Origin of the sequence: Marinobacter sp. (assembly GCF_048259445.1) — a bacterium.
Taxonomy (GTDB): domain Bacteria; phylum Pseudomonadota; class Gammaproteobacteria; order Pseudomonadales; family Oleiphilaceae; genus Marinobacter.
Genome location: NZ_JBLXHQ010000021.1, coordinates 1 through 12833, shown reverse-complemented (window position 1 = coordinate 12833; position 12833 = coordinate 1). Strand labels below are relative to the sequence as shown.

Genomic DNA, 12833 nt, shown 5'->3' with positions numbered 1-12833 from the left:
TATGTCTAAGATAGCGCTTGTGTTCTTGATGGTGTTTATCGGCTGTGTTGTCGCCACCTTTGCTTATAGCGGGGCTTCCTCCTTTGTCCTTTATCAGTTTGTTTATTTTTTGAACCCTGACTACAGGTGGTGGGCAGCAGAGATACCGGGGATCAGCTACTCCTTTATTGCTTCCATTCTTATGCTGATATCTCTCGGTATCGGCTATCGTAAATATGCCACGCTGGCGCCGTGGGGAGAGCAGACTGCCTTCAAGTGGATTATAGCCCTGTTGCTGTATCACTACCTCGTTTATTTCTGGGCCCTAAATCCGGCTGTGCATTACCAGTTCACGTTTCAATTTACCAAACTGGTAGTTATCGTTTTTGTTGCTTACAAACTGGTCAATTCACCCAAAATTCTCGATGTTTCGATATGGGCCTATCTTGTAGGTGCCACTTATATTGGTTATCTGGCGACTTCTGTCGGACGGGGAGCGGGGGCTAGAGTTGAAGGTATCGGCATGGTAGATGCGCCCGATGCTAACGATACAGCGGCAGCTCTGGTACCCGCTGCGGTCTTTCTCATGTATTACGCGTGGATGGGCAACAAAAAAGTGAAATTGCTCTGCTTTTTCTGCGGAGCCTTAATAGCGAATGGCCTGGTTCTGATCAACAGCCGGGGATCATTCGTTGGCGTTGTGGTTAGTGCGGGCCTTTTCCTTTTGTATATGATGTTTTCCCGTTACCGAAAGGAAGGTCAGCGCGCCATGGCGGTTGTCATTATTATCCTTGGGATAAGTGGCGGGCTCTATGTTGCCGATGATCAGTTCTGGGATCGGATGCGCACCATGGAGAATGTAGAGGACGAAAGCACAAGCGGCTCGCAACGCATTAACTACTGGTTGGCCGCATTGGATATTTCGAAAGACTATCCCTTGGGTGCGGGGATCTATGGTTTTAATTTTCTTTCCGACGTTTATCTTCCTCCCGAATATCAGGGAGGAGAGGGAGGGAAAAGTGTACATTCGCTCTGGTTTCAGGGGTTGAGTGAAGTAGGGTGGCCTGGTATCGGACTCTTTATTATCGCACTGGTCTCATTATTCGGGCTCTCCCGAAAGGCAAAAAAATGGGCGCTTGAAAATGACGAGAATGTCTCTTATTTCAAATTACTCGCGCTTGAATGTGCATTGTTGGGCTACTTGGCAGCTGGCAGCTTTATAAATCGCTTTCGCGCTGAGATTCTGTATTGGATGATTCTGTTTTTGGCGATCGGGATCAATGTGTATTTTCTGCAACGCAAGAAAGCCGAAAAAGCGGCGGAATTTAAAACTCAGAGAGATGCCCAGTCCAAAACACCAATCCCAAGCTATAGTAAGGAGCCATCGCGCTGATGCGACGTCTGAACATTCTGCAGTTCATTACTCCCGCTGGCTTTTACGGCGCGGAACGCTGGGTGCTGGCCCTGGCGAATAATATCGACCGGTCCAGCGTGACCTGCGACCTTGCAGTTACACGCGAGAGTAAGCAACAGGATCTCACCGTGGCGGAGGTTTACCCGCAATCTGTTGGCGAAGTTCATTACCTTGATATGGCCGGGCGCTTCGACCTACGTGCTATTAACCAATTGGTGGATGTTATTCGAAGCCGGCAGATCGATGTCATTCATACTCATGGTTACAAATCCGATATTCTAGGGCTGTTAGCAGCAAAAAAAGCAGGTATCCGCTGCGTTAGTACCCCCCATGGTTTTTCCGGCAAGGTAGGCTTCAAGTTGGGCGCGTTTATAAAGCTGGGAACCTTCATGCTGCGATACTTTGATGCCGTAGTACCTCTTTCTGAGGAGCTCATGGGGGATATGAAGCGCTTTGGAGTGCCAGAGAGTAAAACCCGATTTATCCGTAACGGCGTCGATCTGATAGAGATCGATGCCGCTACGCAGGAGCTGGGTCCCCGTGACACACAGCTGGTTTACAAAAACATCGGCTACATCGGGCAGATGATTCCACGAAAGGGGCTGGCGGATTTGTTGACGGCATTTGACAGTCTCTATGCCACGGATCAGGCAGTGAGACTTCAAATGCTCGGCGACGGCCGACAGCGCTCAGAACTTGAAGTTCAGGCTGCGTCCTTGAAAAGCGCCGGCGCAATAGAGTTTCTGGGCTTTCGCAGCGACAGGCTTGCCTTGCTGGCGCAGTTCGATCTTTTTGTAATGACTTCATCTCTTGAAGGCATACCCCGCTGTCTTATGGAAGCCATGGCGGTAGGAGTGCCGGTCGTTGCCTACGATATTCCGGGAGTGGATCAGTTGGTGAAGCACGGCGAGACCGGTTTGCTTGCGCCTCTGGGCGATGTTAATGCCTTGGTGGACTGTTGCAATCAGGCGCTCACAAACCCAGAGTTGGCCCGTCATCTGGTTGCCAACGCCCGAGCGCTGATCGATAAGCGTTTCTCCGCTGCCCGCATGGCTCGGGAGTACGAAGCCCTGTTCGCGCAACTGGTGAGTCCGGACCAGCCAGAATCTTCTCCCAAGAATGAGGCGAGCTAGACATGTGCGGACTGGCAGGTTTTTTCCGTAGCCCCTCGACTCCCTATCGAGAGGCTCATCGAGGTTGGCTGGAAGCCATGGGGCAGGCAATCATCCACCGTGGACCGGATGCTGGCGCGGTCTGGCTGGACGATCATTTGGGTATGGTACACCGTCGCCTGAGTATCCTGGATCTCAGTGAAGCCGGCACCCAGCCCATGGTGTCTCGATCCGGACGCTATGTCATCGCTTTCAACGGCGAGATCTACAACTATGTAGAGCTTCGACAAGCGCTGAATACAGCCGGTTTCACCTTCCGTACCCAGACGGATACCGAGGTTTTGCTGGCCCTATTTGAGCACAAAGGTGTCAACTGCCTTAGCGAACTCAATGGCATGTTTGCGATTGCTATATGGGATACAGAAGCAAAACAGCTGTTTCTGGCCCGGGACCGCTTGGGCAAGAAACCTTTATATTACTACCAGGAAGGCGGCCAGTTTGCGTTTGCCTCTGAAATCAAGGCGTTAATTCCTGTCCCGTTTATTCGAACAGAGCTTCGCCAGGATGCAGTGAAAGATTTTTTTGCCTATCAGTATGTGCCGGATCCGAAAAGCATCTACAACAATATTCACAAGCTACCTCCCGGTCACTGGCTGATCACGAACGGCGAAGGCTGTGAGCTGCAACAATACTGGGACCTGTCTTTTGCCAACCCGAGTAGTGCAAGTCAGTCTGAGCTGGAAACGGGGCTTTACGATCTGATTGATGACGCTGTTCGTCTTCGTATGGTCAGTGATGTACCTCTCGGGGCCTTTCTCAGCGGCGGGATCGACTCCAGCGCTGTGGTGGGCCTGATGGCGGGCCACTCCAGCCAGCCCGTGACCACATGCGCAATCGGCTTCGATTCAAAGCGTTTTGATGAAGTGCAGTGGGCTAAAAAAGTGGCGGAGCAGTTTCATACCGATCATCACGAATTTACGGTGAGGGAGAATGTAGCTGGCAGTCTTTCCGGCATAGCCCGTTATTTCGATGAGCCCTTTGCGGATCCCTCGTTTGTGCCCACTTATTTCGTGTCAGAGCTGGCGCGTCAGAAAGTCACCGTTGCGCTTGCCGGTGATGGGGGCGACGAGAATTTTGCGGGCTACAGCAAGTACCGTACGGATCAGATTGAGAACCGACTTCGCAATCTTTTCCCTGGGCCCCTGCGCCACAGCCTGTTCCCTGTGCTGGCAAAGATGGCGGGGGGATTTGGTACGCCCACGACCCGCAAGGCGCAATCGCTGCTCGGAACCCTTGCCATGGAGCCCGACCGTTCATTTTTCGTGACCAATAGCTTTTTCCGGCAGAGCGTATGGGACGACCTGGTTCGGGGCGACCTGAAGCGTGAGACCGAGGGATATGATCCTGCCGATATTACCCGTGCCCATTACGCAAACGCGGATACAGATGATCATTTAGGTAAAATTCTCTATACGGATATCAAGACTTACTTGCCGGGGGATATCCTGGTCAAAGTGGACCGGATGAGCATGGCCAATTCTCTCGAGACCCGGGCGCCTCTGCTGGACTACCGGGTAGTTGAATACGCCGCCAGTATTCCATCTGCTCTCAAACTCAACGGAAAAGAAAAAAAATACATTCTGAAGCACGCATTCGAAAAACTGCTTCCGGAAGACGTGCTTTATAGAAAGAAAATGGGGTTTTCAGTGCCTCTGGCTCAGTGGTTGAGAAGCGAGATTTTTGAACTCGCGGATGCCGTCTTCCGCAGCGATGATGGCGGGCTCGCCCAGTGTTTTGACATGCACAAAGTCCGCAAACTTTGGCAGAATCATCAACGGGGTCAGGACCAGAACACTCAGGAGCTGTGGAGTATGCTGGCCTTTGAGCTTTGGTGGGGGGCGTACCAACGATGAGAAGAGGTAGCCGTGCTATGGTCGAGCGCGCCGATAAGAGCATTCGGAGGCGGTCCGAAAGCTGGCTCGAAGGCCTGGCTGCCATCAGCCTCGTGGTTGCTGTTGTGCTTATGGTAATCAACATCTACGGGTTAACCCAGCCCATCCGGAAACCCGGGTTGGGCGTTACCGATCATGACCAGCTTCGGTTTATTCCGCAGCAGGTCTGGAGTTATGAGGATAGTCTCACGGCGATTAACGGGCTTGATGCCACCTTGCCAAATAGTAAGTTGGCGGAAGTAGCTAACCGGATAATTAACCAGAGCTTGATACATCCTGTCTGGGATCAAGTGGACCCGGTGGAATACCGGCAATTGATTCCCATTTGGGAAAACTACTTTCTTTGGGGTATTGGTATGTTCTCAGGGCTACCCCAGTTCGAGCGTTACCACTACGCTGATTATGAGCGAAACATCAAAAGGGGCATCGGTATATGTGGGGACGCCTCTACAATACTATCGAGCGTACTCGACCAGTATCAAATTCCCAACCGCATTGTATCTTTTGGTGGGCATGTCATAGTTGAGTATGAACGGGAGGACGGAAAATCGCAGCTCCTTGATCCTGATTTTGGTGTCCCACTAAAACTTACCCTCGAGGAGCTGTTAGAGCGCCCTGAGCAGCTGCGGGAACGATACTTTAATGCCGGGTACAGCAGCGCTGAAATAGACGATTTGATTAGTATTTATCAAACCAATTTCGTGCTCTTCGACAACACCTATCACTTTATGACTTTGCGCTATATTTTCGAAAATGTGAGCTACATAGCGAAATGGGTATTCCCTTTGTTACTAATCTTGCTGTCCCTTGGCTATTTGGTCTGGCTTAGGCCAAGACACAGTCCCAATAACGGAAATTCGCAGTGATGACCGATAAGCTGCGACCAACACGCATTCTGCATATAACGTTCAATATGGGTATCGGTGGCACGGAGCAGGTTATACGCCAGCTTGTTTCCACATTGGCAGCTACCGATTATGAAAATCGAATTTTGTGCATTGACGGTAGAGTAGGAGAGATCGGTCAGCAGCTTAGATTGGATGGTATAAAAGTAACTTCCTTACAGCGGAAATCAGGATTTGATTGGGATCTGGTTCGAGGCATACGAGAACAAATCAGAAGCTACGGTGCGACGGTAGTGCACTGTCATCAATACACTCCGTGGGTTTATGGCTGGCTGGCGAGCCTGGGCACAGGAGCAAAAATCGTGTTCACCGAGCACGGACGCTTCTATCCGGACCGGTACCGTTACAAGGCTATCCTGATCAACCCACTGATGGCATTACTAACTTCCAAAATTATCGCCATTTCCTCCGCGACGAAACAGGCATTGTCCCGTTATGAGTTTATTCCTGGGCCCAAGATTCGGGTTATCTATAACGGCATTAAATCGCTGAGCCGGGACCAAAATGCTGCAGACGAGCTTCGGCACAGCCTGGCAATTGCAGATTCCGACTTTGTGATGGGAACCGTCGCGAGACTTGACCCAGTAAAAAACCAGGCGATGATGCTGGAGGCGTTTGCAATGGTTCTGGCCAATAATCCGGGCTGCTGGTTGCTTATGGTCGGAGATGGCCCGGAAAGAAAGGCTTTGGAACAACAGGCGTATGACCTCAACATTGCCCACAGAGTTGTGTTCACCGGCTTTATCGAAGCCCCTGTTAACCACTTGGCTGCGATGGACCTGTTCCTCCTATCTTCGAACACTGAAGGCACATCCATGACCTTGCTGGAAGGGATGAGCCTGGGGTTGCCAACTGTGGCAACAAGAGCTGGAGGAACGCCGGAAATCGTTGTGCAAAACGAAACAGGCCTACTAACACCTGTGGGCGATGCAAATGAATTTGCTAACGCGATCAAGAGTATGATCGCCGACGAAGCGTTACGAACGAGGCTAGGCGTAGAAAGCCGGCAGGTGTTCGAGCGCCGGTTTTCCGCTGTTTCAATGGCCACTGCTTATTGCCAGCTCTATGCTGGGAAATCCAATGTCTAAAGTTCGAAGGGCCGTTATTTTTTCGTCGGCTTCCCAGTATGTCGTGCGGCTAATTGGCTTGGCGACTACCATGATTATCGCGCGTTTATTGACTCCCGATGAAATCGGAACTTTTTCTGTCGCCAGTGCTATCGTGATGATTATTGCAGAGTTCAAGCTGCTGGGTGCCGCAGACTACCTGGTCCGTGAGGAAGAATTGACTGAGGAAAAAATCCGGCGTGCACTTGGATTAACCGTGCTGATCTCCTGGAGTTTGGGCTTGTTTATCATGGGTGTGGGGCCTTTGGTTGCAAGCTACTATGAGCTGGCTCCACTTGCAGTTATATTTTTGATCCTTGCCACTACTTTTTTCCTTGGCCCATTTATCAGTATTCCGATGGCTCTGGTCGCCCGGCGATTTAACTTCAAGATTTTGCTCGCAGCTAACATTTTAAGCTCGATTGCTGCTTTGGTTGTGACGGTGACTTTAATCAATCTAGGTTTTAGTTTTTATTCGCTAGCTTGGGGGCATGTAGCCAAAATTCTGGTGGAGTTTCTTGTCGTCACGCTTACCAAAGGCTTCCCCACCTATTGGCGCCCGATGTTTTCAAACGTTGGGCTAATAGCCAAGTTTGGCATTTATAACTCACTAACCAACCTCCTCACAAAGGGAGTTACCGTAGCGCCGGACCTCGTTATTGGCAAAATGGGTACGACGGCTCAGGTTGGCATGTTCTCCCGTGGGCAAGGCTTCGTCACTTTTGTGTCAGGCACGTTGATGTCAGGCGCAGCGCCTGTGGTATTGCCTTTTCTGTCCGATGCCAAGCGATCGGGAACTAACCTGATTGAGGCTTACACTAAGGCAACCATGCTGATGTGTGCGTTAGTTTGGCCCGTATTGGCTGTCGCTTCGGTAGCTAGCCTTCCGGCGATCCGTATATTTTTCGGCGATCAATGGGACGCTGCAGCGCCAGTCGCCTCAATCCTAGCAATCTGGCTAATACTTCGCTCCACACATCACTTTGCTAATAACCTTTTGATTGCCTCAAGTAACGAGCGGGCTATGCTCGAAAAAGAGGCGTTTCTGTTTGTTGCCATTTTTGCTTTGGTGATTTTCGCCTATCCGATAGGTTTTCTGGCAGTTGCTTATTCTTTTCTGATCCTTGGTATTCTAGAGACCGTTATAGTGACCTGGCTCCTGGTTCGGGTTCTTGATTTAAGCGTTTTTTCGTTTTATCGGGCATTACTGCCTAACTTACTGATATCGCTGATTTGCGCGGCGGCAACCTTCGCTATCTCGATTTGGATTCCGTTTGAGGCTGAGCCGGCCTGGAAGCCGATAGGTGTAGTAGCCTTGTGTTTACCACCCATATGGCTGTTATCGTTGAAGGTTTTGAGGCACCCGTTGTACAAAGAAATTGGCTTTACAGCGAAGCGAAAAGTTTAGGGTATCCAAGAGCTAGCGCACAAACAGCGCAGGCTAGAGTTTTCAGGGAGTGATCAAATAATGCGAAAAATCCTCTTGGTCAGCGAGATATTCCCCCCCACGCACGGTGGAAGCGGGCGCTGGTTCTGGGAAATATACAGCCGCTTTCCAGAGGGAAGCGTAGCTTGCCTGGTAGGAGAGCATCCAGATGCTGAGACAACCGATCCTGCTTTCCCTCATCCCATATATCGTTTTACTCTGAACAGCTCCGAATGGGGGTTGCGTTCAATTTCTGGATTGCGTTACTACCTGAAAGCCTGGAACAGGCTTAGGAAACTTGTAAAAGGCGAAGGCGTTGCGCAGATACACTGTGGGCGGATTCTCCCCGAGGGACTGGCCGCAATGTTCATTAATCTAACCCATCGCGTGCCTTACACCTGCTATGTTCATGGCGAAGATGTGGAAGTGGCATTGACCAGCCGCGAACTGAAGCTGCTGACTCAGCTGGTGATGAAGCGCGCCGAGCGGATTGTAGCGAATAGCCAGAACAGTCGCCGTATTCTCACGGAGAAATGGCAATTACCGGAGCATAAAGTCGTGGTTATGACGCCGGGTGTGGATGTGGATAAGTTCACGCCAGCCACCGGTAGCCAGCCACTCCAAAAATGGGCTGGCAAGCGGGTTATCCTCACGGTGGGACGACTGCAGAAACGCAAGGGCCAGGACATGATGATCCGTGCATTGCCAAGGTTAGAAGCCCGGTTTCCAAATTTGCATTACTGCATTGTTGGTGATGGGGCGGAAAGAGAACCTCTGATCAGATTAGCTGCCGAGTTGGGTGTCTCTCACATGGTTGAGTTCGCCGGTGAGATTGACGATGCGGAAATGGTCGAACACTATCGTCACTGCGATCTGTTTGCACTGCCCAACCGACGTATCGGTAATGATGATGAAGGCTTTGGGATGGTTCTCCTGGAGGCTCAGGCCTGCGGGCGGTCGGTATTAGCCGGAGATTCCGGAGGAACCCGAGAAACTCTGGAGCAGGGCACCACCGGAGTACTTGTAGACTGCACGGCCCCGGAACCCATAGCTGTCGCCCTGCATCAGCTGCTTCAGAATCCGGAGAATCTCCAGACAATGGGGTACGCGGGCAGGCAGCGTGTAGAGGAATGCTTTAGCTGGAATAGCTTGGCAGAAAAGGCCAGGCGTCTGTTTTTATCGAGTTGTGGAGTATCGGGAGGAATGTGAGTGAGGGAGACTCTGTCCGTGGACAAAATATCCGTTGTTATACCTGTCTACAATCGAGCAGATTGGATAGGCAAGACTCTAGATCGAATTTTCAGCCAGAAGCATGATATATACGAGGTCGTGATATGTGACGATGGCTCTACGGACGCACTTACAGAAGCGCTGCAGCCGTACAGCGCAAAGGTAAAACTAATAACGATTACGAATAGCGGCCCCGCAATTGCAAGGAAAACCGCTATTGAACATGCTACAGGTGACTGGATTGCTCTTTGTGACAGCGACGACTTCTGGTTAGATAACCATTTAGCGTACTTCCTGAAGGCAGTTAATCTATTTCCTGAAATGAATTTTTATTTTTCAGATTTTCACGCATCAGATGCCCCGGAGCGTTCCAAGCTTGAAGGCGCCCCTTTAGGGTGGTTAGCAGCCCTCGATAGCGAAGAGACCTCTAGCACTGACTACTTAAAGTGCAACAAGAAGCTCTATGCCGCGTTACTGAAATTTCAGCCTTGTTTTCAGTCAGCCTGTTTATTTCGCCGTACTTTGTATGAGCAAGTGGGAGGTATTGATCCTGCAGTATCCCGCTGGCCGTCGGAAGATTTCCATCTGACATTAAGGCTTGCCGCCATAGGTAGAGCGGTTATATGCACCATTCCGACCGTAATCATTAACAAGCATGAACAGAACTTTTCTGCGGATATTCTCGGGAACTTCGAAGGTCGGATAGATATTCTCGAAAAAATTATTAGGGACTCTTCCGTTGAGGCAGATCTGATCCGACAGACACAGGCTGAGGTAGAAATGTCCAATCTTGAGCTATTTCGACTATATTATTGGCATAATCATTATCAGGGCATGTTGGAGCGATTTCGACGGACGCCCAAAAAATACCTAATGACCAAAGACTATCTTCGATTATTAAAAAGAATTGTTACTCAGGCATTTTCGAAATAACCCTATTTCTAAGGAAGGTCTGATTAGCACCCGAATTCTGCCATTTCGGAGGAATTTGGGCGCACTGGTCCCACTCCAGCAGACATTTTTCACCAATTACTAAGTTGGTGAACGCGGCCAGCAAGTGCAAACGACTATTCTTTTTTGCCAGGCCAAACCGGTCCGCAATAGCCGACTTTGCTATTGCTAAAAACCTGCTCGATGCACCGGAATGGGAGTTCCGCTTTGGTTTGGGCGCAGATTTTGAGCTTTTTGGCTTTCGGTTTACGATCATCCAGCTTCTTTTGAGTAGCGGGGCGCTTTGCTATCGTGGCCTGAACTCACTTCAGTACTCCGCTAAAAAAGAGGGATTACCGATCTGTTTGCGCTATCCTAAGGCATTACTGGCGCTGACGGAGAACGTTTGGAACTGTCGCTCTTTAAAGTTCAAGTTTTAGAGTGATTTTTTTACGGGGAGGTCGGGCGGAACAAGTGGGCCGCTTTGAAAGAGTAATCGGGCTGTTGGCTGTAATGCCGCTAACTTAATAGTGTCAGTTGTGGTCGATACCCCTCTAAGACATAACGGGGCGGGCGAGAGGAATGGAGCAGAGGAGAGTCCCATGGTGAATACATTAGCTGATTCTCTTTGTGAGGAAATGCTATGCATGCGTTTGCCAGATCGTAATAGCAGTTATTGAATCTGGAGTTTAAATATGATGATTGGAATTGTTATACCTTTAAAGGCTAAGTCTGTCTCTCGTAATTGGGATGTTACCTTAAAAAACCTGGCGATGACTTTGAAATCCATTGACTCACAAACATGTGATTTCTTCGAGGCGATAGTTATTGGACATGATCTGCCGGAATATTTTGATCAGTCAGACTCCTGCTTTAATAAAGTGAAGTTTTTACACTTTAATGACTTTGCGCCCCCTCAGAAAGGATCAGACGAAGCACAGAACCAACTGAATTACGAAAAAGATAGATGCTCCAAGATACTTAAGGGAATACAAATCTTAAAAAAACACCATTCTGGAATTACACATTGGTTCGCTCTAGATGCAGATGATTTGATTCACAAGAATTTTGTAAAAGTCCTCCAGAAGTATGGACCGAAAGAAAATATCGTTCTTGATAAAGGATATTTTTACTATAAAAGTACTGGACTTATCAATAAAGAAGATAGTTTTAGCTCGTATTGTGGGTCTAGCTCTGTTCTTTCTGATTATTTTTTTGATATTCCAAGCGAGGAAAAGGTTGTTGACTTTCGATCAATTCCATTTGGCTCAGTATCGCATGTCCATATGCGAGATTATGTAATTCGAGAGGGCCATAGTGTCAAAATCCCAGCGGAGCGTCTAATAATGTATGTCAGAGACAATGGTGAAAATATTAGCAGTGGGGTTTACTGTAATACCGCATACAAGAAGTTTAAAAAATACATCAAAGTACTATTTAAGTATAAGTTTTTTGGTAAATCTTTGAAAGCGGACTTTGGAATAATTTAATGTTCTTCGTCACAAATAGCAGTGAGATTTTGCTCAAGGAGACTCTGAATAAGTCTCAAAATCAGTGATAATACGGTCATCGTCAACCTCGCAGGATTCGTTGCCGCCATGGATCAAATCACTTTCTCTGAATCCGAGTGCCAGACCAAGAAGCGCAAGACATGCCGCGAAATTTATCTGGCACGCATGGACAAGTTGATTCCCAAGAGGCAGCTTGAGAAGAAGGTAGCCCGATATTATTCCAATGGCCAGACTGGCCGCCCACAGTATCCTTTGCCCACCATGCTGCGGGTTCACTGGATGCGGTTATTTTATAACGTCCGCGACTCGGCCATGCAAGATGCGTTGCGCAAAATCGAATCCATGCGGCATTTTGTTGATCTGAAGCTGGACCGCCTGCTGGACGAAACTGCGATTCTCAAGTTCCGTCATTTCCTTGAGCGGCAGGGACTTGGAAAGGGGCTGTTTGATGGAGTGAACAAGCATCTGGGGAAAAATGGTTTGATGTTTTGTGAAGACAGCATAGTGGATGCTTTCAGCAATTCGGCCCCAAGCTCCACGAAGAACGAATGCACAGGACTAGAAAAGGCAATCAGTGGTGCTTTGGTATGAGGATGCACATCGGCGTTAATGAGACTTTCGGCTTGATTCACAGCATCGACATGAATGCCGCCAACCTCCACGATATTGTGCCCGCAGTCAACCTTATTCATGGTGACGAAAAGCGTGTGTTCGGTGATTCCGGTTGTTTGGGGATTCAAAAACGGAATGTGCATAATAATCGCATCAACGTCTTATGGTTCATTGCCAAGCGAACTGGTACTCAAAAGAAGCTGGATGATCGTAAACCGAAAGCCAAAAAGCTCAAAATCTGCGCCCAAACCGAAGCGGGACTCCCATTCCGGTGCATCAAGCAGGTTTTTAGCAATAGCAAAGTCCGCTATCGCGGCCCGACCCGGCCAAAACAGTAGCCGTTTGCACTTACTGGCCGTGCTCGCCAACTTAATGATCGGTGAAAATTACCTGCCGGCGTTGGGCCAGTCCAGTGTGCGCCCGAATTCCGTCTGAATCGTCATAAAATTATTGTTCGAGTTAAAAAGAGATTTGGTGGAAAAGCAGGCGTTAATCAGGCCTTCCTTAAGCTTTAAAGATGACAGGAAATTGGTAACCGTCCGGCCAACCCATCTTGAGCGTGATGTCGAAGCCTTCAAGATAGTGTCCACTTATTCTTTAGTGGACACTATCTATGAACAATGTAAGCGTAACCCGCCCTTACCGAACACGTCGCC

Annotated in this window: 12 protein-coding genes; all 12 read left to right on the top strand. The window is 49.2% G+C overall.

The annotated features are described in order from the left end of the window. The first annotated feature begins 1 nt into the window (after nucleotide 1). Nucleotides 2–1372, top strand: coding sequence for an O-antigen ligase family protein (locus ACN0RL_RS14535; RefSeq protein WP_417518024.1), 1371 nt, complete (start codon nucleotides 2–4; stop codon nucleotides 1370–1372). Further along, nucleotides 1372–2526 carry a glycosyltransferase family 4 protein gene (locus ACN0RL_RS14530; protein WP_417518022.1) on the top strand — a complete coding sequence of 385 codons (1155 nt, stop codon included), beginning with the start codon at nucleotides 1372–1374 and terminating at the stop codon, nucleotides 2524–2526. The genes ACN0RL_RS14535 and ACN0RL_RS14530 overlap by 1 nt, the downstream gene beginning before the upstream one ends. Nucleotides 2527–2528: 2 nt before the next feature. After that, nucleotides 2529–4418, top strand: coding sequence for an asparagine synthase (glutamine-hydrolyzing) (gene asnB / locus ACN0RL_RS14525; RefSeq protein WP_417518020.1), 1890 nt, complete (start codon nucleotides 2529–2531; stop codon nucleotides 4416–4418). Nucleotides 4419–4435: 17 nt separating this feature from the next. Then, a complete protein-coding gene (locus ACN0RL_RS14520) occupies nucleotides 4436–5323 on the top strand; it encodes a hypothetical protein (RefSeq protein ID WP_417518018.1) in 888 nt (295 codons plus the stop codon). Continuing rightward, nucleotides 5323–6450 carry a glycosyltransferase gene (locus ACN0RL_RS14515; protein WP_417518016.1) on the top strand — a complete coding sequence of 376 codons (1128 nt, stop codon included), beginning with the start codon at nucleotides 5323–5325 and terminating at the stop codon, nucleotides 6448–6450. The genes ACN0RL_RS14520 and ACN0RL_RS14515 overlap by 1 nt, the downstream gene beginning before the upstream one ends. Continuing rightward, nucleotides 6428–7876, top strand: a complete 1449-nt coding sequence (locus tag ACN0RL_RS14510; protein WP_417518014.1) for an oligosaccharide flippase family protein — start codon at nucleotides 6428–6430, stop codon at nucleotides 7874–7876. Before ACN0RL_RS14515 ends, ACN0RL_RS14510 begins: the two co-directional genes overlap by 23 nt. A 60-nt stretch (nucleotides 7877–7936) precedes the next feature. Continuing rightward, nucleotides 7937–9103, top strand: a complete 1167-nt coding sequence (locus tag ACN0RL_RS14505) for a glycosyltransferase family 4 protein (RefSeq protein WP_417518012.1) — start codon at nucleotides 7937–7939, stop codon at nucleotides 9101–9103. An 18-nt stretch (nucleotides 9104–9121) separates the two neighbouring features. Beyond that, nucleotides 9122–10057 carry a glycosyltransferase family 2 protein gene (locus ACN0RL_RS14500; RefSeq protein ID WP_417518010.1) on the top strand — a complete coding sequence of 312 codons (936 nt, stop codon included), beginning with the start codon at nucleotides 9122–9124 and terminating at the stop codon, nucleotides 10055–10057. A gap of 692 nt (nucleotides 10058–10749) precedes the next feature. Beyond that, a complete protein-coding gene (locus tag ACN0RL_RS14495) occupies nucleotides 10750–11544 on the top strand; it encodes a hypothetical protein (protein WP_417518008.1) in 795 nt (264 codons plus the stop codon). A 108-nt stretch (nucleotides 11545–11652) separates the two neighbouring features. Then, nucleotides 11653–12156 carry a transposase gene (locus ACN0RL_RS14490; protein WP_417518006.1) on the top strand — a complete coding sequence of 168 codons (504 nt, stop codon included), beginning with the start codon at nucleotides 11653–11655 and terminating at the stop codon, nucleotides 12154–12156. Then, nucleotides 12114–12515: a transposase gene (locus tag ACN0RL_RS14485; protein ID WP_417518004.1), complete on the top strand. Its 402-nt coding sequence runs from the start codon at nucleotides 12114–12116 to the stop codon at nucleotides 12513–12515. The genes ACN0RL_RS14490 and ACN0RL_RS14485 overlap by 43 nt, the downstream gene beginning before the upstream one ends. 136 nt (nucleotides 12516–12651) lie before the next feature. Further along, nucleotides 12652–12833, top strand: a 182-nt coding sequence (locus tag ACN0RL_RS14480; protein ID WP_417518002.1) for a hypothetical protein, incomplete at its 3' end; no start/stop codon positions are given.

What these genes read in the sequence shown, in the direction of transcription:
- ACN0RL_RS14515 (WP_417518016.1), top strand. Translation starts at nt 5,323, where the DNA reads ATGACCGATAAGCTGCGACCAACACGCATTCTGCATATAACGTTCAAT.
- ACN0RL_RS14485 (WP_417518004.1), top strand. Translation starts at nt 12,114, where the DNA reads ATGCACAGGACTAGAAAAGGCAATCAGTGGTGCTTTGGTATGAGGATG.
- ACN0RL_RS14535 (WP_417518024.1), top strand. Translation starts at nt 2, where the DNA reads ATGTCTAAGATAGCGCTTGTGTTCTTGATGGTGTTTATCGGCTGTGTT.
- ACN0RL_RS14520 (WP_417518018.1), top strand. Translation starts at nt 4,436, where the DNA reads ATGGTCGAGCGCGCCGATAAGAGCATTCGGAGGCGGTCCGAAAGCTGG.
- ACN0RL_RS14505 (WP_417518012.1), top strand. Translation starts at nt 7,937, where the DNA reads ATGCGAAAAATCCTCTTGGTCAGCGAGATATTCCCCCCCACGCACGGT.
- ACN0RL_RS14490 (WP_417518006.1), top strand. Translation starts at nt 11,653, where the DNA reads ATGGATCAAATCACTTTCTCTGAATCCGAGTGCCAGACCAAGAAGCGC.
- asnB (WP_417518020.1), top strand. Translation starts at nt 2,529, where the DNA reads ATGTGCGGACTGGCAGGTTTTTTCCGTAGCCCCTCGACTCCCTATCGA.
- ACN0RL_RS14510 (WP_417518014.1), top strand. Translation starts at nt 6,428, where the DNA reads ATGCTGGGAAATCCAATGTCTAAAGTTCGAAGGGCCGTTATTTTTTCG.
- ACN0RL_RS14495 (WP_417518008.1), top strand. Translation starts at nt 10,750, where the DNA reads ATGATGATTGGAATTGTTATACCTTTAAAGGCTAAGTCTGTCTCTCGT.
- ACN0RL_RS14530 (WP_417518022.1), top strand. Translation starts at nt 1,372, where the DNA reads ATGCGACGTCTGAACATTCTGCAGTTCATTACTCCCGCTGGCTTTTAC.